The sequence below is a fragment of the Sphingobacterium hotanense genome (genome assembly GCF_008274825.1).
GTDB lineage: Bacteria > Bacteroidota > Bacteroidia > Sphingobacteriales > Sphingobacteriaceae > Sphingobacterium > Sphingobacterium hotanense.
In genome coordinates this window covers 2,145,331-2,170,414 of sequence record NZ_CP030848.1, presented here as the reverse complement: position 1 = coordinate 2,170,414, position 25,084 = coordinate 2,145,331, and the positions used below count along the sequence as shown (strand labels likewise).

Sequence of the window (25,084 nt, the reverse complement as noted above, 5' to 3'; positions counted from 1 at the left end):
GAAATTAGGTTGTTGAGGCAATCATGATTGGGTTTTGTCTACAAATTGTAGATAAGCAGCCTCTTTGAAATCGCTGAATTGGAAAACTTCGAAGACAATTTTGGCAAACAGATGATTAAATTGTTTGAGAATCTCTTCCTTATTCCCATTAATTGTCAAAGTCAGTTTAGTTTCATTTAATGTGTATTCAAAGCTTATTTTTCTAAGCTTTTCAAGGTTGTGGTAAGAGATAATTTTTTTGTTCAGAAGTGTCTTTATTCCCGGCATGCTGACTTTTACAGCCTTATTCGCATAGCTAATGCGAATAGTAAAATTTATCCGTCTTATCTAAGAAAAGTTTTAGGTTTTTAACCTTCTTATCAAGTAACTGTTCTAGGACAGCAGCGAATTGACGGCTTTCGTTGTGGCTAGGTTGCCTAACTTCCTGACTTAGTTTTTCCAACTCTTCTCTAGCATTTAGAATACAACTTTCGTAATATTCCAACATATCGCTTGAACCTTCTGATTCTATGTCTTTTTTTAAAAGTTCTATGGTTCTTTTCCAAAATTCCTTTTCACTATATAAAGGATCTTCGATATTTCTTAGCTTATAAAGACTTAGACTGACTTTCTCTAAAGCCACAGCATGATAATGCGCACTTAAATATTCGTGATCAGAGATTGCTTGATCGATAAGGATCTGAAGGCGGTCTCTTTCTTCAGAGAGCAAGGAAATGAGTAAAGAAAGGTTAGTTTCGTCAGTGTACATTGAATGCTACGCTACGTGTTATTGTATTAATCTAATGTACAAAATGTTTCCACAAATCGCTTTAATAGGTTGATATTCTTTGTTGAGGCAGTCGGTTCTATGTTGTAATTGTACTAGGGATTGACTTCTTCTTCAAGTGTCAAAAAGGTTGATTCTTCGGTATCTTTGCAAATGCTAGAAATGAATTAAACGTTTAAATTCTACTTGATCGAGATTTGCAGAAACTAATCGTATTCTGTTAACTTTTTTAGAATTACGGCATTGTTATCATTGATGTTTTTGGAAATAATGATATTCAAAATCTGCTGATATAGTTCCCTTTGTTTCTGACTTGGAACATTCAAAGGATTTAATTGATAACATTTACTATTGGATAGTAATATCGCGATGTTAACCGACATGCCATCAGTCGCTGGTTCTTCAACTTCATCACTAAAATCCGAATCACTAAATGTTTTTACTATATTTTGAATACTGACAATATCATTATCGCTTAAACTTGATTTAAACGGTACTAATCTTGGGCGTTCATCGAGGTAATTCTGGTACTCTTCCCTAACCTCTTCGTCGCTGCTATTGTGCGATAGTATTGATTGCGGTAGATCTACAGAATGCGGAACTGGGCTATAAAAGACAAAATATTTTTCATTCAAATTGAATATTGTTTCGACTGGCAAATGAAAAGATGGAAAAAAACTCACTTTCACTAATATAGCTTTTCCCTCATCAGGAATATTATTTTTAATGACAGACGAGTTTTCCATTTCTGGAAAATGCAGAGCAATACAACTAATGATTGTAAAAATATATTTCATGATTTTATTGGTTAAAGTACTAAATGGCGAGCTTCACATTGACTTCTAATTCGATAGCAAAGTCTCTATTTATTATGACGTCGCACGCCTTTAATGGATATCCACGGCCGATATTGCTCGCTTAACGAACGTTCAAATTGCGTACTAGAGCATATTTAAAAGTTTCTTTTGATAAGCGAAACGAAGGCTACATAAAAACGATGTAACAAATGGGTAAAATGCATAAAGAATTATTGGGAAACTAAATTGTAGGTCGCGAATCAAACAGGTGATCTAGAGGACACTATGGGAATTAGAAACAGTAATAACCTGATTGAAATCCTATAGGGCGCAACGTTTATCAAACCTTGTTTGCTATCATATTCAGTTGAGGAAATTTTGTTATCTTGTTTTAAAGTATGTTTTACAATTAGAAATCAATACAAATTATGATAAGAAAGATCAAACTCCTTAGCAAGTTACCTTCTGAACCATTAAGTTTTGATTATTATCAGATTATAAACGAAAAGACCAAGTTAAAAGGAATTGGGGTTTATTTACATTCCGGATCTGAGCTACTAGCTTGGTCAGAGGTCAATGAAAACTACAGAGAAGTTCGATTCTATATTTGTGACAAGCAAGTATCTGATGAATTAGAACTTGGTCTATTGAGAAACTTAGTAAGAAAATACAAATACGAACATCCAGAATATATAATAATAGATGAATTTAAACCCGTATCGATTTACTAGCTCGATTCCAATAAAGATTCTTTCCCTTTTAAGACTATCTTGGCTTTGCCATCTTTGGTAATGACGCGATCTTTCAATACATTAAACGAAGTCTCGCAATTGAGTATTTCTATTTTCTCGTTGAACTCCGGAATGATAGAGTCCTCTGTCGCCCTCATTGAGTATCGAGTATAAAGAACGGACAGTATAAAGTCTTTTGCAGCTATACACGTTCCTGTCCCGACAGCAAAAGACTTTTGGCTATTACGCCCCCCGATTACTATGATTGTGTCAACTTTGTAAAGTGGGTCGCTTTCGTCTTCTACAGAAAACCACTCAAACAAAGGCTCGTACTTATCACTGATTTTTAGACTCTGCTTCTCCGATACTTCCATTCCCACTATTCCCCTTCGTAAACACTATCGTTGTTGGCTTGGTTGACATTGTCCCATCGCTAGATGTATGGTCAACATCTTGTTTGTCCCTCCACTTTTTAGGTTGCCTATTTTTAAGCCAGAAAACTGCGCTTGTTGGATCGGGCGGATAAACTTTCTTAACCCTCTTTTATATCGGTAATAAAGCCTTGATAAGCTGCTGTTATCACCTCTGTGGTTTCGAATCCTAACGCTCTATGAAATAACTTTTCAGCTACTTTTGCATCTGCTAAGTCCTTGCCCTTTTTGATGGACTCAAAAAATTCAGGATGCGCCTCTTTCCAGTTGTTAATTGTCTGCTCAGTTACATTGAAGAAATCTCCTAATTCGGCATCAGTAGCACCGAGCGACACAACTTATACGCCTGCTCATTATATTCTTCACAATAGTCTGTCGGTCTACCTGCTGCCATTGCTAAAATTTACATTAAATATTTACTAAAATAACTAGTGTCATTTTGGTTTAAAAATATTATAGACTAAACATATTAGCAAAAAAAATATTTTGCTTTACTGAAAATGAGCAATCGTTTAAGGCACCTCGGTTACAAGATCTGTTTGATAGAACTAGCGAGAGATTCATACTCTGTTGGAACGGAAGACAACAAGGTCATCGCGCCAGCTTTAAAAGCCATGTCGGATATCTTCCCGAAGATGAAATGTTTCACTGTATCCTTACCGAACAAAGCAACTTTGTCAACGTCTTGCATCACAAAGTCTCGTAGCTCCTCGTAGTTATTAAAATTAAAGTTGTTCATGTCGTTTTGCTTCGTAATGAAATCATATAGGTTTTCAGCAATATCATCAACCTTAGACTTTAACGCGTCATAATCGTTTTGAGAAAACGTTTCTTCATAAACATTTACACCTGCATCATGCAATTCCAAGACAAGTCCATTCACTACGGTTTGAAATGCTGCGTTAAATACTTTCAATCTGTATTCTGTAAATTGCTCACCATTCAATTTCTGTTCATCTGTAAAATCCAGCTTAATAAATGCATCGTGTAGTTTTCTAAGAGCATACTGTCGGAGCAAAGGATCTTTAAATTGGTTGGTCTGCTTAATGATATGCTTTAGTAGGTGCTTTTCCCCTTCTGCATACGTTCCATTGAGTGATGGAGCGACTGAGCCGGGGAATATTTCATTTGTGATGTATTCATCAATGGGAAGATCGACTATAGAGTATAAATTCATAATGGATTTGGTTAAACACTAATATAACAAAAAACGCCTACACCTGGTAGATGTAAACCTCACCCTACCTCAAAGTACAGGGCGTTCTCAAAGAACTCGTCTTCAGGAGAATAAGAGTATTCTTATATTTTGTGATTCAGGTAGGTGGCTGAAATATATCCTTCTTCCTCAAGTAAAAGTGATTGAAGATTTAGAATCATATCTTCTACGTATTCATCGCTTTTCCAGTTTTTCACGAGTGACTTTCTGATTTTCGACGTAACTATCATAGTTTTGGACATTTATCCAACTTAATAATTATCCTCAACATTCCTAACTCACCCCTCCTCATAAGTAACCACATAATGCAGGTTTTCACCATCGAATCCGAAGTGGACGCCGTCTTCTAAGTCGTGATCAACATAACGCAGCTTTGGATAGCCATACTCTTTCTTTAAAGTTTCAGCGATACGTTCTATCTTTCTATGTATATATAAGAACCCGTCCTCATCATGTGAGTTGTAATTCTTGCATTCATCGTGGTGGTCTTATTTTGCTTTTTCAAATTATCGTTTGAATTGTGCTGTGTCAAGATGTTCAACTGATGGTACGGGTGTTGAATTTTCTTGGTCAACTAGCTGACTGTTTTAGCGAGACCTTTTGTTGTAGATGGGCGAGGTCTCGCTAAAGTCTCGCTGGAAATAACACTTTTGGGAGGTTTTTGGATAATGATAAAAAGAAAAACCCTATTAATTGTGAAATTAATAGGGTTTTGATATTTTGTCCTTGTGAGGATGCGGAGAAGGAGGGATTCGAACCCTCGATACAGTCATCCCGTATACAGACTTTCCAGGTCTGCTCATTCGACCACTCTGACACCTCTCCTGAGAATGTGGGTGCAAATATATAATTTTTCGTAACTTAAGCAGCATTATATTTCAAAATAATTCTTAGCGGGCTGAAACACAATGAAACGTATTTTATCTATTGACGGAGGTGGTATTCGCGGCATTATCCCAGGGATGGTTGTCGTCTCACTGGACGAACGAATCAAACGCTTTACCAACAACCCTGACGCTCATATTGCTGACTATTTTGAATTCTTCGCAGGCACCAGCACGGGCGGCTTGCTCATCGCCCTTCTACTCTGTCCGGATGCCGAAAACGGCAATCGTCCAAAATACACAGCCAAACAAGCTCTAGACATTTACTTAGAACATGGCACCGAAATATTTACCACCAGCAGCTGGAGACGTTTCTTAAACCAGTTTGGACTCTTAGCGGAACTTTATGATGAAAAAGTGCTTGAAAAAACGGTTAACGATTATGTGGGCGATATTAAACTCAGCCAGCTCATCAAGCCTTGCTTAATGACAGCCTACAATATTGAGCTTCGAAAGAACCACCTCTTTAGGCAACAGAAAGCAATCTCTCATGGCCCATCACGCGACTACCTTGTGCGTGATGTTTGTCGGGCGACCACTGCCGCTCCCACCTATTTTTCCGTTGCGCAAATCTTTTCACTCGCCGGTACGCGTTATCCATTGGTCGACGGAGGTCTGTTTGCTCATAATCCCAGCATATGCGCGTTGATCGAGGTGCTCAAAACTTTTCAGACCTTTAAAATAGACGATGTACATATCCTTTCACTAGGGACTGGTCTTGCAAAAAACGCCTATAACTACGACGACTTCAAAAAGAAAAAAGCCATCTCCATCGGTCCTGCACTAGTAGATATCATGTCAAGCGGGTCATCGGAATCCAATGACTTCTTCTTGCGGCAACTGTTTCGATCGATCCATAAATCAAACAATTACATTCGTTTAGAACCAACAAATCTCTCTTCCATTGAACCGTCGCTAGACGCGGCATCCAAAACTAATATACAGAAATTGGTATCCTTAGCCGACAAACTCATCAGCGAAAATGAAGATTTGCTCGATGCTTTAGCGAGAGACCTGATTGCTGATAAAGAAAACACAGAGAAAAAGGAAGAGAAAGAAGGATATTCCGTCTGGAAATTCCTCAAAGACAAGCTTTAGTACGCGACGTATTTAACAAATGCCATTATCAGTTAATGGCAAAATAGTTTTACAAACTTTCTTAAGATTAGAACAACCGCATACAATAGCTCAATTTCTCAATACGACACTTTCCCGATATAGCCTTTCCAAGATTTTCACTATCTTACGGACGTCAACAAAGATCACAAAAAGACTATCTACAACATGGCAAAAACTATTGCATTAATAGCACATGATGGTAAAAAGGCTGAGATGGTGGCCTTCGTAAAAGACCATCTGGAGGAACTCGCCAAAGCCCATTTGGTAGCAACCGGAACCACTGGCTCCTATATACAACAAACCGGTTTAGAAGTGGAACTCAAGCTTAGCGGCCCTAAGGGCGGTGATGCCCAGATTGCGGCAATGGCAGCAGAGGGAAAGATCAACGGCATCATCTTTTTCCGCGACCCTCTTGGCAAGCACCCCCACGAACCCGATATACAAATGCTGATGCGTATCTGCGATCTATGGAATGTACCGCTAGCAACCAACCCCGCAACAGGATCACTAATTATTAAAGGACTTTTAGAATATCAATAACATATGGCAAACGAAGTACAGGTTACTATAGAGGAAGAGAATTACACAACGAAAGTAGCCTACGGCGATCTATCCATTTTAGCAGACGAACCCCTAGATTTAGGTGGCCAAAATAAAGGCCTCACCCCCAGCCAATTGCTTCTAGCATCCATTGGCTCCTGCAAAGTGATCACCATGCGCATGTATGCAAATCGCAAGCAATGGGATGTCAAAAAAATAAATATAGACTTGAGCAGTGAGGTTGTGAAAAGTGATTTACAACAGACGACATATGTCAGATGTCACATTACATTTGAGGGAAATCTCGATGAAGATCAGGTCAAACGACTTTATGTAATCGCTGATAAATGTCCTATCCACAAGATGTTACAGAATCCAATTGTGATAGAAAGTAATGTAATTGATACAACAAAATAGCCGGAAAATTGTTGAAGATTGTATATTTGCGCTCGAATAAAAAAGAACCCTATGCCTTTTATTAGCGAACATACGTTTACCAGTCCATTTCAAAACTTTACACGTGAGGAGTGGAAACGGTTGAATGGTCAGTTGAGTAATATGCTAGCTGAAGAGGATTTAGGTGCATTGCACGCCCTAAATGAGCCTTTAACGATGGAAGAGATCGAAGATATCTACATTCCGTTGGCTCATCTATTGGACGTACATATCACCGGGTTCCGAGAGTTGCACCGTCAAAGCAACGACTTCTTCCGTCGCAATAACAGTAAACTTCCCTTTATCATCGGCATTGCCGGGTCTGTAGCTGTCGGTAAAAGTACAACGGCGAGGGTATTACGCAAGGTCCTATCGCTGTTGCCGAACAAACCGAAAGTAGAATTAGTCACTACCGACGGTTTTCTTTATCCCAACAAGGAACTGATACGCCGCGACATCCTCAATAGAAAAGGTTTCCCGGAAAGCTATAATACAAAAGAGCTACTGCAATTTCTTTCGGACGTCAAATCTGGCAAATCATCATTAACGGTCCCAATCTATTCCCACTTGGAATACGACGTACTGCCGCAGGATAAGATTACGATTGCACAACCTGATATCTTGATTGTCGAAGGGATCAACGTATTGCAGGTCAACTCGCGCAAAAATGGGGTCTTCGTATCCGACTTCTTCGATTATTCTATTTATGTGGATGCCGACGAAAAGAACATCGTGGCTTGGTATATCGACAGATTCGAATCCTTAAGAGCAACCGCCTTCCAAAACGAGAAATCATACTTCCATAAATATGCGAATATGAGCGTAGAAGAAAGCGTGGAGATGGCAACGCAGATATGGAATGAGATCAACCGACCAAACTTACATGAAAATATCCTCCCTACTCGCTACCGTGCAGATCTCATCCTAAAGAAAGGTTCACACCACTTCGTAAAGCGTGTGAAGGTTAGGAAGATTTAAGTACCTTACGCTCAAATTTGATTACCTCTTTCAATATTTCGTTCTCCAATTGTCTATGCATGCGATTGCTGTTGCTTACGGCATGAAGATCTAGCTTATAACGGACAAAGTCTTTCCCCAGTTCAATCACCTTCAGCTGAAAATCCTCGGGCTTATCGCTTAGATTCGGATGCGTCGTTAAGCTTACGCGTAGCGCCTCTTCTAACTCTTCTACCTCTAAAGATGCCTGCAAAGGCAATTCAAATCGCACCGTAAATAAACTAGATTGATGCGCGGAAAGATTCATAAATGTGGAAGTGAACACCAGGTTATTCGGAACCATAATAATATCATCTTCCTCGTCTTGCAATACAATATTAGCGAAGGTAATATCCACAATTCTTCCTCGTTGCTCGCCTACTTTGATTCTATCCCCTACAGAAAGCTGTTCCGAGAACATAACGATCAATCCGGAAATCATGTTGGTGATATAGTCGCGGAACAAAACCGCAATCGCCATCGCGACGATCGTTAAGCTCGTAATAAAGTCCTTTGGGTTGATCCCAAAGCTGATCAATAGGGCTATCAGTGCGAAGACGACGTTCAATACAGCCGTCAATCGATTCACGCCCAAAACGAAGTTTCCTCGTACTGCGCGCTGCTTATGTCTTGCATTGTACAAGAAGATGACGATATAACGTATCACAGAAAGGAAGATACTCGGGATCAGGAAGCTATAAAGGCCTCGCATCACCTGCACAAGCTTTGTCCGTTGCGCTATCTCCGCAGCCAGATAAGTGTCGGCGGCAATCAACCCGATCACTAAAAACACTTTTAGTAAAAAAACATATGGAAATCTAGGTTTGTTGTCTTCAGCCTTTGCAATCATGCCGATGAAGTTATTAAATTTTAACTATTGCACAAAACTGCAATCTCCACAACTTCGCTATTCCGCTCAAAATCAGTTGATAAATAAAGATTAGCCGGTATAACCTTGTTTACCCCACCAATTTAGTTTTCATAATTTCTTAAAAAACAATTAACTTAGCTTCGCCTATGTTGGCAGCTAATAGTTTATGATGGAAACAACATTTGATTTTGAAAAGCCTATCGCTGATTTACAAACTCAAATCGAAAAGGTAAAGCAAGTAGAAGAAAAAACCAAAGTAGATATGGGAGCAACGATCCGCGAACTGGAAGAAAAACTTGAACAAACTAAGCTTGAGGTTTACAACAACATGACCGGATGGCAAAAAGTGCAAATGTCACGCCATGCCGACCGTCCTCAAACTTTCGACTATATTGACCTAATCTGTGACGATTTTATTGAATTACATGGTGACCGTACAGTCAAAGATGATAAAGCTATCGTTGGTGGCTTCGCGTCTATCGCTGGGCAACCCGTAATGGTGATTGGACATCAGAAAGGTAAGAATACGAAAGAACGTCAATTCCGCAACTTTGGAATGGCAAACCCTGAAGGCTATCGCAAGGCTCTACGCCTGATGAAGATGGCTGAGAAATTCAACAAACCTATCGTGACATTAATTGATACCATGGGTGCATATCCAGGACTAGAAGCTGAAGAGCGCGGTCAAGGTGAAGCAATCGCTAGAAATCTACTGGAGATGTCGGTACTTAAAGTTCCCGTAATCTGTATCGTTATTGGCGAAGGTGCATCTGGAGGTGCTTTAGGTATTGGTATTGGCGACCGTGTTTACATGTTGCAAAACACATGGTATTCGGTAATCTCTCCCGAGTCTTGTTCATCTATTCTATGGAGAAGCTGGGACCACAAGGAACGCGCTGCTGAAGCCTTAAAATTAACGGCTGAAGATATGCTAGGCAACGGATTGATCGATGGAATCATCGCCGAGCCCCTAGGTGGAGCACACCAAGATCCGGAAACTACAGCAATCAATGTGAAAAACAGAATCCTAGAGGATTTAGCGGTATTACTACAAAAAGATAAAGACCCCCTAGTCGCTGAACGAATTGATAAGTTCAGTAAAATGGGAGTTGTAAATGAATAAAGAGAAAGCGTCTGAAAAGACGCTTTTTTCTTTTATGTATCTGCTGGCCGGTATATCGTCATATATAGCGCCTATAAATTCCAATCAAACTATATAGGAATTAGCTAGGACGAACTGCGTAGAGCCCTTTCACTAAAGGGCTCAAACTATACAATCTCAAACTATATATACCAAAATTATATTGCCTCGAACCACACAAGCTCCAATAATTCAACATCCAACACCCGCACGCCTCACCATCAATTTCCCTTGTACGGTATCGGATCGACCAATTTAAATTGCAATTGTCTCTGTTCTCCAGCTCTTTCTACGATTAAATTGATCAGGTCGCCATCTTTATGTTGCAGTTTATGCAATACATCCTTCAGTTTCATGTTTTCCGTCTTTTTGCCGTTGATCTTAATCAGCACATCATCCTTCAGTACTCCCGCCCTTTCCGCTGGCGAATCTTTCCGTACCCCTGCTACCACATACACCGGCAATAACTTAAATTCATATTTCAATATCTGCGATTGCCATGCGGTTACACCTCCATGAGGATCGTCTTTGCTTCGGCTACCAATGCTGGTCGGCACTTCGCGCTGTGCCCATACCAAGCCATCATGCTTTATTTCCATCCCACTCATATTGAATTCAAAACGCTTCCCAAAATTCTTATTCGGCCGCAGATAGATCTCTTCCGCTTGATAGTTCAAAATCACATGGAAGTGGCGCAGCACCTGGCTTCCCACAGATCCTATCCTACTTTCTGCTAATCTCGCCGCGTGGACGGCATTGGAATCGGGATACGAAACAATGGGTTGCTTAATCTGAAATCCAGCCCAGTCGAAACCGGCAATTCTATTCCGCTTTCCATAAATCTCGCCGTTAAAACCTCGACCAATAAACTCATATACATTAGGTTCCTTCACTTGAAAGGAGTCTAGAACAAATGGAAATATCAGTAGTCCATCTGAATTTCCCATATCGATAAGCATCTTAGCGTGCTCCATCCGATCATCAGCTAAACGGATATCCACCTCCGTATATGGTCGATCACGTTCCAGATGAATAGGAACTCTCGTAAATTTTCGAATAATCTTCTCCGGAAAGTCTTGGGGATCATATAGGCTAATCCGGCTCTTGATGTAGTCAATCTTCAGCATAAATTGCTGTATAAATCGTGCTCCCAATATCCCATTAACGGGCATCCCAATATGACTGGAGATATCCAGTTCTTCGCCGTTGATGACAAAAACATTATGCGAGGAATCCCGTAAGGTGCCTCCAATCTCCAAATCATTTGCAATGGCCATAATTCCTTCTACCCCATCCTCAATACCAATTCCAGAAAATTTCACGCGATGTACATTATCAAGCGGTACGGAATCCTGCTTTCCCGCAAAAAGAATAGTTTCCTTCACCCCGGTATCCAAAAGAAAAGAAAGCGGAACACCATTCAACTTGACCGGAACAATAATAAGATTGCCCACAAGCTCAAAATCAACATGCCGTTTCTTTGTTAGAAAAGAAAATTCGGATTGCCCATGAGCATAAAAACTCATGAAGCACATACATAGAAGAGCGATCAATCTCATTTATAAATGGCTATGAAACTAATTTAAGGAAAAAGATTGGTTTGTGGGTATTAGAGATTAGATATAAGATTTTAGATATTAGAGTATTGTCTGAACCAGGAAAGGAAGGATAAAAGGATTGATGTATTGTCTTTGAACCAGGAAAGGAAAGATGTAAGGATTTTCAGGATTTTTTCTGAACCAGGAAAGGAAGGATAAAAGGATTGACGGGATTGCGTTTGGTGATTATTTATGGATTACTTTTTCACATCCTTTGCTGACGCATATCATAACCCTTTCCAAGCGGGTTTGATTTGGGTATATAAGGGGAGTGAAAGGGCTTTACAAGGGTTTTAAGCAAATGGAAAGTTAAGGAGTTTAGTATCATGCTCAAACTTGATGTTCGACGTCAAACTTGATCCTGATTATCCTTTTATCCTTCCTTTCCTGGTTCAGAAATAGTATCTAGTAGTTAGTACTTAGTATTAAGACCGATGGCGAAACACCCGGCAAACTTGATCCTGAAAATCATAAAATCCTTCCTTTCCTGGTTCAGAAATAGTATTTAGTACTTAGTACTTAGTATTAAGACCGATGGCGAAACATTCGGCAAACTTGATCCTGATTATCCTTACCTCCTTCCTTTCCTGGTTCAGAAAAAGCATCCTGCCAATCCTTACATCCTTCCTTTGCTTGCTCAAGACACCCTAGTTCATTTTCAATCCAATCGTTCAAATTATAGACCAACTCCTTGCCCCAATCTCCACAAATAGAAAAGGCGCCTAGTCGGCGCCATACTCTAATGTCTCACATCTAATATCTAATGTCTAAAATTAAATTGCACTTAACACGCCTCTAAAATAGCCTACCGATTCGGCTAGGCCGGCGAGTGGATCTTTCATGTCTTTTTCGAATTCTAGACTACAGGATCCCGAGTACTTAATTTTCTGAAGGCCTTTTACAAACGCTGGAATATTGATGACGCCGCGCCCTAGTTCACAGGTTTTACCTTCTGCGGTTGCAGAGGTTACATTTTTGAGGTGCAAGTCAAATATTCGGTCTTTATAGCGTAATAAGTCTTTTAATGGATCTTGACCATCGCGCATGTTGTGGCCCATATCAAAGCACATACCTACGTTCTTGTCTAGCGATTTGATATTATTCCAGATAACGGTCGCATTCGGGTAAATCTTATCCTCCGGACCGTGGTTATGGATTGCGTATCGAATATTCGTTTCCTTACATTTCTGAGAAACGTATGGAAGATCTTTTATTTCCGGGATGCCGACAATCAAGTCGACCCCTACCCGTTTCGCATAGTCGAACGCCTTATCTATATCCTGAGTTGTTTTTGTATAAATCGGACCTACGGCATAGCCTTTTACATTAGCATCCGCCAACTTTTTGTGAAATGCTGCAATCTGTTCTGCCGAGCTGTCAAAAGGAAGATGAAAATCTTTAATACACAAATATCGCACATCCATACGTTTCATCATGGCTAATGACTGCTCCAAATTGAAGTGAACAAAGCTGTATCCCGCGATACCGAGTTTCAAACTATCCTGTTTATTTACGGTAGATTGCTCCTCCGCATGAGCAGTATTGTTAAATAGAGATGGTGCAGTAATTAATGCCGTACCAGCCAAAAAAGACTGTTGTAAAAATTGACGCCTAGAGGCAGATTTATTTTTCATCGATGTAGGTTTATGTTGTATAAACCTAAATATAAGGATAAGTGGATTTAATCACAAATTCCGGCTATTGGGCTTTAACGATTTTTATGCATAATATCTACTTTTTAGCCATAAGCTGGTTCGCACAAGTAAGATCAATACCGGCACTTCCACGAGCGGCCCTATTACACCCACAAACGCCTGAGGCGAATGCACTCCGAAAACTGCCACCGACACTGCAATCGCTAGTTCAAAATTGTTCCCTGTAGCCGTAAAAGCTATTGACGCATTTTTATCATAAGGAATTTTAAGGATCTATTTACAAAGAAGCTCACGAAAAACATCAGGACAAAATAGATGACTAAGGGTATTGCAATTTTTAGTACATCTAATGGCAACTCAACAATTTTATCACCTTTTAAACTAAACATTAAAACAATTGTAAAGAGCAATGCAACCAGGGTGATGGGTGATATTTTCGGTACAAATTTTCTGTTGTACCATTCAACGCCTTTCAAACGAACCAAAATAGACCGACTTAAAAAGCCCGCGAGAAAAGGTATGCCTAAGTATATCAGGACACTTTCAGTAATGTCCTCCATTGACACACTGACATTGAACTCTGCCAACCCAAGCTTACTGGGCAGAAAATTGATAAAAAACCATACCAAGCCACTGTAACACAGAATTTGAAATATACTGTTTAGCGCAACCAATAAAGCGGTATATTCCCGATTCGCTTTTGCTAAATCACTCCATACGATAACCATGGCAATACATCGTGCTAATCCAATTAAGATCAAGCCCGTCATATAGTCGGGTTCGTCCCGTAGAAATAAGACCGCTAATCCGAACATTAGCGCAGTTCCAATTATCCAATTCAACAGTAAAGATATAGTGATTACCTTTTTGTCCTTCAACGCTTTAGGCAATAAAGAATAATCTACTTTTGCTAAAGGAGGATACATCATCAGTATCAATCCTATTGCTATCGGTATATTTGTAGTACCTACGTTCCAGCCATCGGTAATTTGGGAAACATTTGGAAAGAAGTTACCAATACTTACGCCAATTGCCATAGCAAGAAAGATCCATAAGGTCAGGTAGCGATCTAGAAACTTTAACTTTGGTTGCATAGATTATGGACTAATTTTTGAAAAAACATAAAACATTTCGCTTGCTATCTGCAAACTGCGTTTCATGTACACTACAGATTGCTCGGGAGTGCCGTCTGAAACTTTGGGGTCTTCATACCTGATCGGGATTCTCTTTTCTGCCCCAATAATGAAAGGGCAACCTTCGTCTGCCTGCGAACAAGTCAAAACAGCAACGAATTCGGATGTTGGATTGAAAGGGTTGTCATAGGCTTTCGAAAAACCAATAATTGGCAAACTATTATCGCTGAATTTTATCGAATAAACTGGATTATCACTTTGGGTTATACCGAATACCTTAAATCCTTGTTCTGATAATGTTTCGGCGACTTTTGGAAAGAGTGCTGTTGCCTCTGTTCCCCCGGAGTAGCAATAGATATTTGGAATCTTGAAGTATGCACTCGCTACCTGTGCCCAAATCTGGGCTAGGTGACTTCGGCGCGAATTATGGGTGCAGATAAAATTGATATTTGCGACTTTCTTATGCGCTATTTTTTGCTGAATAAAATCTATCAAAGGCCGCAAAATCAATTTGCGATCTTCACTTATATTTTGGAAATCTATTTCCTTAACAATAGTCTCGCTAAGTTCAATGTACATTTTTGTAAAGTTTAGCATTTAGCAACAGCCGGAATTGGGGGTGCAGCATGAATTTTTCAATTCCTTAAGTTTCACTTTCTGCTTCTCTAGAGGAATACCACAAGCATCTTCGGCTAAACATGCAGTTTGCTTGTTCATCAATATGAAACGCTTGTCTTCAAAATTTAAATCATATTTGCCAATCGTTTCGCCTTGGTATTCTACCTCCACCTCCGCGTCTTCAATGCCTAATTTTGTTTCTGATAATTCAATAATCTTCAACAATTTTTCCGGCTTTAGTCTATGCTCAAAGTCATTAGCATCCCACAATTGAAAATTAATAATTCGTTCTTCTCGAATTTTACCCCCACAGTCTATAAAGCGTTTTAAAATGAAGCCCACTTCCGTAACATGAAAATGTTCCGGCACAAATGTTCCGTTTTCCAATTGAAATTCGACATTTTCCAATGACGGTAAGATTTTTTGATTTCTGATAATTTCATCTCTATTATTTTTAAAATGGTTTAATTCACATTAATAACATCGTAATATACCGATATGAATGCTTAAAAAAATGCCGTTAGCAACAGCGATTCACTTTAACTTCCTGATTAAAAAACACATTGAATTCCTTTTGAAAGTCCTTCCAAACATGCTCATCAATGCAATAGCAAACAGATTTCCCTTCGATGGAACCCTGAATAATCCCAATACTTTTCAATTCCTTCAGATGCTGTGAAATAGTTGCTTGCGCTAATCCTAATTCTTCCACTAAATCATTGCAAATACACGCCTTTTGATTGATAATATGCTGTAAAATTGCTATTCGCGCCGGATGCCCCAAAACCTTAAGCAATGATGCTAACTTGTTTTGTTCATCCTTATAAATCTCTGTCTTCGTAACTCCCATCATTATAATTTTTATATCGCAATATTACGATAATAATTTGAAAGTAGTAGTTAGTATTTAGTATTTAGACCTATGGCTGGAAACTAGATTTTTTCTGAACCAGGAAAGGAAGGATACAAGGATTGACAAGATCAAGCGTCTACCTTTCTTGATTCAATACAAACCATCCTGATTATCCTTTCATCCTTCCTTTCCTGGTTCAGAAACGGACCCATTTTTTCTTTCAACATGATCCTGTCAATCCTTGCATCCTTCCTTTCCTGGTGCAAAATAGTAGTTAGTATTTAGTAGTTAGTATTTAGACCTCTGGCGATCAATATATGGCAAAACCAATTATCCTGATCATCCTTTCATCTTGACACAAAAAAAGGCGCCTAATCGGCACCCTTTCAATGTCTTATATCTCACATCTAATCCTTATATCTAATCTCCAGTATTCCGCCATAGGTCTAAATACTAACTACTAATGCGAATTAAGGGTTGAAATATATTGGAAAAAGCTTCTTAAAAAGAGGGTTGAAAACTTGTATAAAAGCCTGATTATCAGTATATTTATAATGTTCCTTAAGCATTATAAAAGAACATGATCAATCAGGCCAAGGCTCTAAAATTAATAAAATTATACCAGTATGTGTGTGATAAATATGACAGTGAACTGCAATATTACTGTCAGCGATTTTCAAACAATAACAAACCTGACTTTACTGATCAGGAGGTTTTGACCATCTATTTATTCAGTGTGCACGAGGAACAGCGGCTAAGGATCAAGCAGATTCATAAATTCGCCTCGGATTATCTGATGGATTGGTTTCCCAAGCTAACTTCGTACGTAGCATTCAACACCCGTATCAACCGCCTTTTTGATGTTTTGAGATCTCTCTGTCAGTCAGTTATAGAGGACTTTGCTCCAGAAGAGTGCTCCAGAGAATTTTCCCTACTGGACTCTATGCCCATCATAACCTGCAGTGGGACTAGAAGAGCAAAGGTAGCTCTGGAGATAACGGATAAAAGCTTCTGCTCAACGAAGAGGCTTTGGTATTTTGGATTAAAACTTCATGCGCTCAACAGCTATAACAAATCCACGCTGCCTCGTCCGGAAAGCATAGTAATAAGCAAGGCATCTGAAAGTGACCTGAACATATTTAAGGAGAATTGGGCATCCATCGCAGGTAGGACGTTCTTTGGTGACAAGATATACCGTGACGCCCCATTCTTCGAGTGGTTTTATAAAGAAAAGAAATCAATTATGTATACCCCGATAAGGGAAACCCAAGGAAAGCCGGATTGTTTAAAAAACAGGGATCGTGCTTATAATGATCTGTTTTCAAGAGCAGTATCTAGGGTAAGACAACCAATCGAATCCTTTTTTAATTGGATAAATGAAAAAACACAGATACAAAACGCAAGTAAGGTCAGATCTACCAAAGGACTATTAGTACATGTGTTCGGTAAATTAACAGCCTGTTTCATAAAGCCTATTTTCAACCCTTAATTCGCATTACTAAATACTAACTACTTTAAAAAAAATCGGGGTTGTCTTAGACGAGGGCACTGAAAAAGCCTCAACTTTCTAATGAGACTTAAAGAAATGACTGAGTATAGGTTTTCCCCTACTCGGTCATTTTTGTTCAAAGGGTTTCTGGAAGTTTGTTTTTTATGAGCTTATTGAAGGTGTAAGCGACTAGGACTTGCTATTTGAGTTTTTAGCATCCCATCTAGGCTTTTTTGAGGCAATATCTCACCTTTTTATATCAATTTCAGGATTCTTTTCAGGTTTACGGTGAAGATGGCCATTGCGCCCTGCATTTCCATATTATGGATTCCATAAGCATCAGCTCTGCCATAGCCATGGACATTCTTGAGCTCACTGTTCTTGGCCTCGATCTTATACCTTTGCTTAGACTTGCTTCGATAATAATCGGTTTGCTGGAAAGCCATCTGATCCCTATGGAGTTCGGATTTTATGGAGACTGAATAGGATTTGGTTCTGGCCCCTTGCTTGTAACATCCTTCCCTAAGAGGACAGACCTTACATTTCTCCACATCAAAGTAATAGGTCTCCGTTTGATTTGTACCTTGTTCCTTCTTTCCCTGACGCGCCTTGCGGATGGCCAAATGTCCTGCGGGACAAACAAACATATCCGCATCTTTATTATAGTCAAACTTGTCTTTATCTTTCCTAAAGCCTTGGGTAATGGATGGATTTAATTTAGCGATGATATCAATGTTTTGTTCTTTTGCCAACTGAAGATTTTCTTTTCCCGAATACGCGGCATCACCTATTATTGTATCCACTTGCATTCCATTCTGCTGGCTGATCTCTAATAACCTAGGTAGTTCAGGGCCATCACCTTTTTCGCCTGTAGTAACGACCGCTGCTGTAATGATGCGTTCCTCAGTCATCGCCAGATGTGTTTTATAGCCAAAGAAACTGCCGTCCACTGACTTGTGTCCAAGTCTGGCCTCATCATCCTTAGAGAGCAGATAGTATTCTTTTGTGTCTTCAATGGTTTCCTTCAACAGATTCAGCTTTTCTTTCACAGCCGGTATTTCACTGATAGATTGATCTTCATCAAGGACCCTCTGTAATTCCCTGCAATAAGCAAGCTCTTGATCCAGGTCGTTGGATTCATTCTTTTGTGGTAGATTCCTCTTGTATTCCCCATCAATCTGATATATCGCTTTTCTTAATAGTTTGGAGCGTTCCCTGAGTACTGCCAATGCTGTGTGCGGATTCGATCTGGAAACGGTATGGGTCGCGTCTACGATAATAGACTTTGATTTTATAATGCCTTTTTCAAGAGCAATCGTTACGGTCCTATTGATCAACAGGTTCAACAGATCCATATCTTTTAATCGTAGTTTGCGGAATTTGGTAAGCGAACTTGAATTGATCACATCCTCCTCTGGTGCCATTTCAAGAAAATATTTGAAGGACATATCATATCTGGAACGTTCAACGACATCTACATCCGAAACGGTGTAGATCGTTTTTAACAGAAGGTATTTGAACATCTTGATAGGGCTCTCCGCTGTACGGCCATTCGTCTGGCAATACTTAGCCAAAAGCTCGTCATAGATAAAACTGAAATCGATAAGATCGTTGATTTTTCGAAGTAGATTATCTTTTGGTACGATAATATCGTACAATCCTGAATAGGAACTGAACTGTATTTTTTGTTGGGTAGAGAGCATCCTAATGTCCATTAAAGCCTACCTTAAAATACGAAAAAGGGAGCAGAAAACTGTAGTTTTCGACTCCCTTTTTTAACCTTTTTTTCTAAGGGGACTTTTTCAGTGCCCTCGTCTTAGACAACCCCGATTTTTTTAAAATTTATCGATAGCTTCATTCAGCGTTGCGGAAGGTCGCATTGCTTTGGATGCTAACTCATCATTCGGGAAGTAGTATCCTTCGATGTTTTGTGCTTTCCCTTGAGCGGCGATCAATTCTTCATTGATTTTTGCTTCGTTGCTTGATAGCGCATTTGCTAATTCGCTGAATGCTTTTGCCAATTCAGCGTCTTTCGTTTGTGCTGCCAATGCCTCAGCCCAGTATAAAGCAAGGTAGAAGTGAGAACCGCGGTTGTCGATCTGTCCTACTTTACGAGCTGGCGATTTATCGTTTGCTAAGAACTTCGCATTTGCCTCATCTAGGGCGTCTGCTAATACTTGTGCTTTCGGGTTGTTTTGAGTTTGTGATAGGTGCTCTAAAGAAGCTTGTAGTGCTAGGAACTCACCTAATGAATCCCAACGTAAGTAACCTTCCTCTAAAAACTGCTCAACGTGCTTAGGCGCAGAACCACCAGCACCAGTTTCGAAAAGACCACCACCGTTCATTAATGGAACGATAGATAACATTTTCGCTGAAGTACCTAGTTCTAGGATTGGGAATAAGTCGGTTAAGTAGTCACGTAATACGTTTCCAGTAACCGAAATAGTATCTAACCCTTGACGAATACGCTCTACCGAGAATTTTGTTGCTTCGATTGGAGAAAGGATACGGATATCTAAACCGTCTGTATCGTGGTTTGCTAAATAAGCTTTCACCTTTTTGATGATCTCTCTATCGTGTGCACGGTTTTCGTCCAACCAGAATACTGCAGGAGTATCAGACAAACGAGCGCGGTTTACAGCTAATTTAACCCAGTCTTGTATAGGTGCATCTTTTGTTTGACACATGCGGAAGATATCGCCTGTTTCAACAGCTTGCTCCATATATACATTTCCAGAAGCATCAACGACACGGATTGTTCCGTTAGCTGCCGCTTGGAAAGTTTTATCGTGTGATCCGTATTCTTCAGCTTTCTGAGCCATTAATCCTACGTTCGGCACAGATCCCATTGTTTTAGGGTCGTATGCGCCATTTGCTTTACAGTCATCGATTACAGCCTCGTAGATTCCTGCGTATGAACGATCTGGAATAAGAGCCAATGTATCTTGCTCAGCACCGTTTTTATCCCACATCTTACCACCAATACGGATCATTGCTGGCATAGAAGCATCAACGATAACATCAGAAGGAACATGTAAGTTAGTAATACCCTTATCCGAGTTTACCATCGCTAAGTCAGGACCGTTTGCAATAGCTGCATCGATTGCTGCTTTCACTTCCGCTTCTTTTGCATTGCCGGCAATCTTCGCATAAACTTCGCCAAGACCGTTGTTTTTGTTAATGCCTAATTCAGCGAATAACTCACCGTATTTAGCGAATACATCTTTGAAATAAACTTCAACGATTGCACCGAAGATAATAGGATCTGAAACCTTCATCATCGTTGCTTTCAAGTGTGCAGATAATAACACGCCTGCCGCTTTAGCCTCAGCGATCGCATCCGCTACGAATGATTGTAGTTTCGCAATATTCAATACGGATGAATCGATTACTTCACCAGCTTTTAGATTTCCTAAGCCTTTTAATTCTTTTACAGAACCGTCAGCACCTACGAATTCAATTTTATATTGTGAGTCGTTTTCTACGGTAACAGATTTCTCTGTGCTGTAGAAATCGCCATCTTGCATAGAAGCAACTTTAGTTTTGCTATCTGAAGCCCATGCGCCCATACGGTGCGGATTAGCTTTAGCGTAGTTTTTCACTGCTTTTGGAGCACGACGATCAGAGTTACCTTCGCGTAAAACCGGGTTTACTGCCGATCCTAAAACCTTAGCATATGATGCTTTGATTTTCTCTTCCTCTGCATTTGCAGGAGCATCAGGGTAGTTAGGGATTGCATATCCTGCTTTTTGTAATTCCGCAATTGCCGCTTTTAATTGCGGGATAGACGCAGAAATATTAGGAAGCTTAATGATGTTTGCTTCCGGTTGAGTAGCCAATTGACCTAATTCTGCTAATGCATCATTTGTCTTTTGATCTGCCGATAAATAATCATTGAAATTTGCAAGGATACGTCCTGCTAATGAAATGTCTCTTAATTCGATTTCAATATTCGCAGGTTTTGCGAATGCTTGAACAATGGGTAGAAATGAATACGTTGCCAATAACGGCGCTTCATCTGTTTTTGTGTAAATGATTTTAGATGACATAATTTTCTATTGAAATGATATTGTTTTGCTTTAAAAAATGGAAAACAAGTGATAAAACAACCTGTTTTTTTAAAATTCGCCTAAAGATAACAAATTGATAATAAAATAGCCATAAATACCGAAATAATACCTACACATGAAAAATGATTGTCTGTTTCGAATTATTTTGAGCTGATTTAAGGAAAATGAAAGGTTATTATCTTTTTATTCCGTTGAGTATCTCCTTGGATTCGTAAAGTTGCTCGCCTGTTTTCGGAAAGTCTATACTGGCTGTTATCAGGGCTTTCGCCAGGTCTTTTGTTTGAATGGCTCTGAACCTACGGAATAGACCAATTTTGTTTAAAAAATTGATTATGCCCACAGCTGCTTTTTCACCCGCACGATCGGTATTTGGGCGGTCAATGATGGCCGGTCTTAATATCATATAGGAAGGGAAATTCAGCTTATATATTGCTTGCTCCAACGTGCCTTTCATCCTTGGATAGAAGAGCTTTGCATTTGGATCAGCCTGCATCGAGGATAATAGAACGAAAGTATTCACCCCATTTTGTTTTGCAATCTCCGCAAAAGTTAGCGGATAATCGTGATCAACTTTCCATTGAGCTTCCTGACTTCCCGCATCTCTAATCGTTGTACCTAATGTACTAAAGGCAATATCGCCTTCAATATGCTCGCTGTATTGAGCAAGCATATTAAAATCGACAATGACTTCGTTCAATTTCTTATGGGATTTAAAATATGGACGGCGCAAAAGCACAGTGACGCGCTCCACTTCGGGACGCTCCAATAATTGATCTATTAGTTCTTTTCCAGTGGCACCCGACCCACCTATAATTACTGCTTTGATACCCATTCTGATCTGCTAAAAAAGGACGTCACGAATCGTTACGTCACGATCGAACGACGCTTTTGCAAAAGGACATAATGGTAATATCTTCACGTTGTTATCTCGAGCATACTCGACTGCTTTCATCAATAAGACGTGTCCTATGCCTTTTCCCTTTTCTTCAGGATCCACTTCGGTATGATCGATAATAATCTTTCCTGGTCCGGCAGCGGAATAGGTCATCTCTCCTATTTTCTTACCTTCTTCGATGGCATAAAATCCTCCTTTATTGCCATCCACTTCATGTTTTACTAGCATAGGGTTTCTCTATTTATGTTTAATTGACTGTATTACTTTATCTTCTATTGCCGCTTTTGTCTTGATTACAACGTGCGAAACATCGTTGGGAACCGTCATCGACAAGACATAGTGCTTGATGGACCATTTACCGTTTTTTAGCTCTAACACCGCCGATCCCCTACAGATCTTCATCTGCGTATCTAACAATTCATCCAGCCATGCGGTTTTACCGTTTTTCGAAAAATTAATATGTCGTTCTAAGGGAGTGAAGTTCCAAGCCTTCCCTTTATCGAAATGAGGCTTGGCATAAGCCATGAATGCCGGCTTATCCCAGCGCTCTGTGGCGTCTGTACCGATAAAAATAGACTCTTCATCCATCAGGTCGAAATAAGCTTTAAAATCGGCTTTGGCAGCAGCCTGATGCCATGAATCCATTACTTTAGCAACCTCTTCTTTCTTAGTCTGAGCAAACAGCGAGATCGAAAAAACAGCTAGCATGATGGTTAAAAGAATCTGCTTCATTTGTGAAAAATTTGAATTAAATATACCGATAAGTACATTAACAACGCTATTTTCCGAGACGGAAATGACATTAAAAAGGCATTAGGCTTTTCGGAAGTGCTTCATGTTCTTCGTCACATTGACTGTCGTCCATTCAATATGCTTCCTAAATTCTTCGGATCGAATTGGGCAATTTTCTACAGCGCAGTAATGGCAACATTCTGGCATACAGGGGTCTGCATGAATAAAAAATTCGGTTTTCGATTCCAGATTTTCATTTAATAGGTTGTCAAATTCCGAGATACAATCATGCACTGTTGTTAATTCATAATAGTTTGGCAAGGTGAGGTGGCAATCAATATGCAGTTCCTGTCCATAACGTTGCACACGGAGGTTGTGTACATCAATCCATTCTGGTTTTCTTTTCTCTTTCAAGATCGCGACTACTTCATCAACAACCTCTTGATCAGACTCGTCCATCAAACCAGAGATAGACTTTCTAAGTAGCTTATAACCATTATATAAGATAAAGCAGCCTAAAGCAATTGATAAGGCTAAATCAATCCACGGCAGCTTGGTGAGTTTCATAATAAATAAACCTGCAATCAATCCAATGGAACTATAGGCATCGACTTGTAGGTGCTTTCCATCGGCCTCAATGGTCAAGGAGCGTAGGGCGCGTCCGCGCTTCATCAGATAAAATCCGACCCCGAAGTTGATGAGGGAAGTAATGAAGATAAGTAGCATCCCTTCCTCTACATTGGCTACCGGCTGTGGGAAGAATATATTGTAGAATGCTTTGACTAGGATTACACTACCAGCGATAAAAATGAGCGCTCCTTCGACAAACACGGAGAAGAATTCAACCTTTCCATGTCCATAAGGATGGTTCTCATCCTTGGGCTGAGCCGCGAGATAAATGCTATAGTATGCAAATCCGGATGCGGCGATATTTACGATGCTCTCTGCGGCGTCGGAGAAGATTGCGTTTGACTCGGTAATAAAATATGCAACGAATTTTATCAGCATCAACACAATCCCTGTCACTAAGGACAGCAACACCAATCTCATTTGTCTAGACATTATATTTGCTAGTTTGAAGGCACAAAACTAAAGAATTTATCGCTTAGTTAACTTATTTTTTCGTCAAGATTTCCTCATTGTATTGATTAGCATAGCGTTGTGCAATAATCGTTACGACGAAGATCTGAAAGGCATGAAAAACCATTAACGGCAAGAAATACAGGCCAAGATTAGGGTTTCCGGCAAACAGAAACTTACTAAATACCGAACCGTGGGTCAGCGATTTTTTTGAACCACAGAACAAGGCAGTAATCTGATCTTCACGATTGAATTTCAAGACATAAAGCGTAATGAGATAAACTATCCCATAAACAAGGAAAAAGAAGACAATAACGGCGATAAATAGTGCGCTCAGATATATAGTACCAACTTTATGGAAGACGTCCGACAGAAAAGATTCTGCAAAACTGCTGTAGACAATGGAAAGAATGACAGCCTTATCAAATTTCGATAGCTGCTTACTATATTTACTTGCCCATTTGCCTAAATATGGCTGTAGTAGAAGTCCAAGGATTACCGGGATAATAATCTCCTTTATGAGCCCCCAGTAGACATCGCCCAATACACTGACTTGCTCAAACTGTATGAATGACTGCATTAAAAGCGGCGTCACCAGCACGCCTATCAATCCCGAAATACTAGCATTGAAAATAGCGGCAGGCACATTTCCACGTGCAATAGATACCATCACGACCGATGAGGATACGGTAGAAGGCAATGCGGCAAGAAAATAAAAAGAAAGCCAAAACTGCTCTTGTATGGCATTTTGGATAAATGGCCTGAAGAGTAAGATGATTAGTGGGAACAATGCGAAGGTGAAGAGTTGTATGCATACATGGAGTTTCCAGTTTTTCAACCCATCTTTTATTTCACGGAAACTTAATTTAAGTCCATAGAAAAAGAAAATTAGGGATACCCCTATGGTACTAATCGTTTCAAATAGCTGTCCATTCTGTGCCTGTACTAAATCAGGGTATATATAGGCTAGGATAATCATAGCGATTAAAGCCACTATAAATCCGTCAAATTTCAATTTCATCATCCCTCCGCTT

The 25,084-nt window shown here is 39.7% G+C and carries 24 protein-coding genes, 1 tRNA gene and 2 pseudogenes; 7 read left to right on the top strand and 20 right to left on the bottom strand.

Annotated features, from left to right (window positions below; all coding sequences use genetic code 11):
- Positions 1–295 precede the first annotated feature (295 nt).
- Both DSM08_RS09020 and DSM08_RS09015 read right to left on the bottom strand, forming a co-directional pair.
- Entirely contained in the window at positions 296–748 is a 453-nt protein-coding gene (locus DSM08_RS09020; protein WP_149525841.1) for a hypothetical protein, read from the bottom strand.
- A 224-nt stretch (positions 749–972) separates the two neighbouring features.
- Positions 973–1,563, bottom strand: coding sequence for a hypothetical protein (locus DSM08_RS09015; protein WP_149525840.1), 591 nt, complete (start codon positions 1,561–1,563; stop codon positions 973–975).
- A gap of 428 nt (positions 1,564–1,991) precedes the next feature.
- Here DSM08_RS09015 and DSM08_RS09010 point away from each other — a divergent pair, with 428 nt between their 5' ends.
- A complete protein-coding gene (locus tag DSM08_RS09010) occupies positions 1,992–2,294 on the top strand; it encodes a hypothetical protein (protein ID WP_149525839.1) in 303 nt (100 codons plus the stop codon).
- Here DSM08_RS09010 and DSM08_RS09005 read toward each other — a convergent pair.
- The 4 genes from DSM08_RS09005 to DSM08_RS08990 form a co-directional block, all read right to left on the bottom strand.
- Positions 2,291–2,668: a hypothetical protein gene (locus tag DSM08_RS09005; RefSeq protein WP_149525838.1), complete on the bottom strand. Its 378-nt coding sequence runs from the start codon at positions 2,666–2,668 to the stop codon at positions 2,291–2,293. The two genes, DSM08_RS09010 and DSM08_RS09005, sit on opposite strands and share 4 nt — an antisense overlap.
- Positions 2,669–2,826: 158 nt before the next feature.
- Complete coding sequence (locus tag DSM08_RS19145) at positions 2,827–3,060, bottom strand: hypothetical protein (RefSeq protein ID WP_223110891.1); 234 nt, start codon at positions 3,058–3,060, stop codon at positions 2,827–2,829.
- A gap of 191 nt (positions 3,061–3,251) precedes the next feature.
- Positions 3,252–3,902 carry an LYR motif-containing protein gene (locus tag DSM08_RS08995; protein WP_149525837.1) on the bottom strand — a complete coding sequence of 217 codons (651 nt, stop codon included), beginning with the start codon at positions 3,900–3,902 and terminating at the stop codon, positions 3,252–3,254.
- 776 nt (positions 3,903–4,678) lie between these two features.
- Positions 4,679–4,766, bottom strand: a tRNA-Ser gene (locus DSM08_RS08990).
- Positions 4,767–4,849: 83 nt separating this feature from the next.
- Between DSM08_RS08990 and DSM08_RS08985 the strand changes: the two genes are divergently transcribed.
- The 4 genes from DSM08_RS08985 to coaA all read left to right on the top strand — a co-directional run bounded on the left by DSM08_RS08985 (position 4,850) and on the right by coaA (position 7,897).
- Entirely contained in the window at positions 4,850–5,923 is a 1,074-nt protein-coding gene (locus DSM08_RS08985; RefSeq protein ID WP_149525836.1) for a patatin-like phospholipase family protein, read from the top strand.
- Positions 5,924–6,109: 186 nt separating this feature from the next.
- Positions 6,110–6,484: a methylglyoxal synthase gene (locus DSM08_RS08980; protein WP_149525835.1), complete on the top strand. Its 375-nt coding sequence runs from the start codon at positions 6,110–6,112 to the stop codon at positions 6,482–6,484.
- 3 nt (positions 6,485–6,487) lie between these two features.
- Positions 6,488–6,901, top strand: a complete 414-nt coding sequence (locus tag DSM08_RS08975; RefSeq protein WP_149525834.1) for an OsmC family protein — start codon at positions 6,488–6,490, stop codon at positions 6,899–6,901.
- 51 nt (positions 6,902–6,952) lie between these two features.
- Positions 6,953–7,897, top strand: a complete 945-nt coding sequence (coaA, locus tag DSM08_RS08970) for a type I pantothenate kinase (RefSeq protein ID WP_149525833.1) — start codon at positions 6,953–6,955, stop codon at positions 7,895–7,897.
- On the opposite strand, the gene DSM08_RS08965 is transcribed toward coaA, so the two are convergent.
- Complete coding sequence (locus DSM08_RS08965; RefSeq protein ID WP_149525832.1) at positions 7,884–8,765, bottom strand: mechanosensitive ion channel family protein; 882 nt, start codon at positions 8,763–8,765, stop codon at positions 7,884–7,886. The two genes, coaA and DSM08_RS08965, sit on opposite strands and share 14 nt — an antisense overlap.
- 190 nt (positions 8,766–8,955) lie before the next feature.
- On the opposite strand from DSM08_RS08965, the gene DSM08_RS08960 reads away from it, so the two are divergent.
- Positions 8,956–9,909: an acetyl-CoA carboxylase carboxyltransferase subunit alpha gene (locus DSM08_RS08960; protein ID WP_149527690.1), complete on the top strand. Its 954-nt coding sequence runs from the start codon at positions 8,956–8,958 to the stop codon at positions 9,907–9,909.
- A 239-nt stretch (positions 9,910–10,148) separates the two neighbouring features.
- Here DSM08_RS08960 and DSM08_RS08955 read toward each other — a convergent pair whose 3' ends face one another.
- From DSM08_RS08955 to DSM08_RS08930, 6 genes and pseudogenes are all read right to left on the bottom strand, one after another.
- Complete coding sequence (locus tag DSM08_RS08955; protein WP_187774020.1) at positions 10,149–11,453, bottom strand: PDZ domain-containing protein; 1,305 nt, start codon at positions 11,451–11,453, stop codon at positions 10,149–10,151.
- 845 nt (positions 11,454–12,298) lie between these two features.
- A complete protein-coding gene (locus tag DSM08_RS08950; protein WP_149525830.1) occupies positions 12,299–13,159 on the bottom strand; it encodes a sugar phosphate isomerase/epimerase family protein in 861 nt (286 codons plus the stop codon).
- Positions 13,160–13,243: 84 nt separating this feature from the next.
- A pseudogene (gene arsB / locus DSM08_RS08945) lies at positions 13,244–14,274 on the bottom strand (ACR3 family arsenite efflux transporter).
- A gap of 3 nt (positions 14,275–14,277) precedes the next feature.
- Positions 14,278–14,892 (bottom strand): arsenate-mycothiol transferase ArsC, encoded by a 615-nt coding sequence (locus DSM08_RS08940; RefSeq protein ID WP_149525829.1) that lies wholly within the window; start codon positions 14,890–14,892, stop codon positions 14,278–14,280.
- An 18-nt stretch (positions 14,893–14,910) separates the two neighbouring features.
- Positions 14,911–15,374, bottom strand: a pseudogene (locus DSM08_RS08935) (DUF6428 family protein).
- A gap of 77 nt (positions 15,375–15,451) precedes the next feature.
- Positions 15,452–15,781, bottom strand: coding sequence for an ArsR/SmtB family transcription factor (locus DSM08_RS08930; protein WP_149527689.1), 330 nt, complete (start codon positions 15,779–15,781; stop codon positions 15,452–15,454).
- A gap of 583 nt (positions 15,782–16,364) precedes the next feature.
- On the opposite strand from DSM08_RS08930, the gene DSM08_RS08925 reads away from it, so the two are divergent.
- Positions 16,365–17,273, top strand: coding sequence for a transposase (locus tag DSM08_RS08925; RefSeq protein ID WP_149524797.1), 909 nt, complete (start codon positions 16,365–16,367; stop codon positions 17,271–17,273).
- A 254-nt stretch (positions 17,274–17,527) separates the two neighbouring features.
- On the opposite strand, the gene DSM08_RS08920 is transcribed toward DSM08_RS08925, so the two are convergent.
- From DSM08_RS08920 to DSM08_RS08890, 7 genes are all read right to left on the bottom strand, one after another.
- Entirely contained in the window at positions 17,528–18,976 is a 1,449-nt protein-coding gene (locus DSM08_RS08920; protein ID WP_149526414.1) for an IS1182 family transposase, read from the bottom strand.
- A 132-nt stretch (positions 18,977–19,108) separates the two neighbouring features.
- Complete coding sequence (locus DSM08_RS08915; protein WP_149525827.1) at positions 19,109–21,322, bottom strand: NADP-dependent isocitrate dehydrogenase; 2,214 nt, start codon at positions 21,320–21,322, stop codon at positions 19,109–19,111.
- 196 nt (positions 21,323–21,518) lie between these two features.
- The gene (locus tag DSM08_RS08910; RefSeq protein WP_149525826.1) at positions 21,519–22,175 is read right to left on the bottom strand and encodes an NAD(P)H-binding protein; all 657 of its coding nucleotides are present in this window, start codon (positions 22,173–22,175) and stop codon (positions 21,519–21,521) included.
- 9 nt (positions 22,176–22,184) lie between these two features.
- On the bottom strand, positions 22,185–22,466 hold the full coding sequence (locus DSM08_RS08905; RefSeq protein WP_149525825.1) for a GNAT family N-acetyltransferase: 282 nt from the start codon (positions 22,464–22,466) through the stop codon (positions 22,185–22,187).
- A gap of 9 nt (positions 22,467–22,475) precedes the next feature.
- Positions 22,476–22,970 carry a nuclear transport factor 2 family protein gene (locus DSM08_RS08900; protein WP_149525824.1) on the bottom strand — a complete coding sequence of 165 codons (495 nt, stop codon included), beginning with the start codon at positions 22,968–22,970 and terminating at the stop codon, positions 22,476–22,478.
- Between the two features lie 81 nt (positions 22,971–23,051).
- The gene (locus DSM08_RS08895) at positions 23,052–24,032 is read right to left on the bottom strand and encodes a cation diffusion facilitator family transporter (RefSeq protein WP_149525823.1); all 981 of its coding nucleotides are present in this window, start codon (positions 24,030–24,032) and stop codon (positions 23,052–23,054) included.
- Positions 24,033–24,084: 52 nt separating this feature from the next.
- The gene (locus DSM08_RS08890) at positions 24,085–25,074 is read right to left on the bottom strand and encodes a bile acid:sodium symporter family protein (RefSeq protein ID WP_223110890.1); all 990 of its coding nucleotides are present in this window, start codon (positions 25,072–25,074) and stop codon (positions 24,085–24,087) included.
- Between the last annotated feature and the right edge of the window lie 10 nt (positions 25,075–25,084).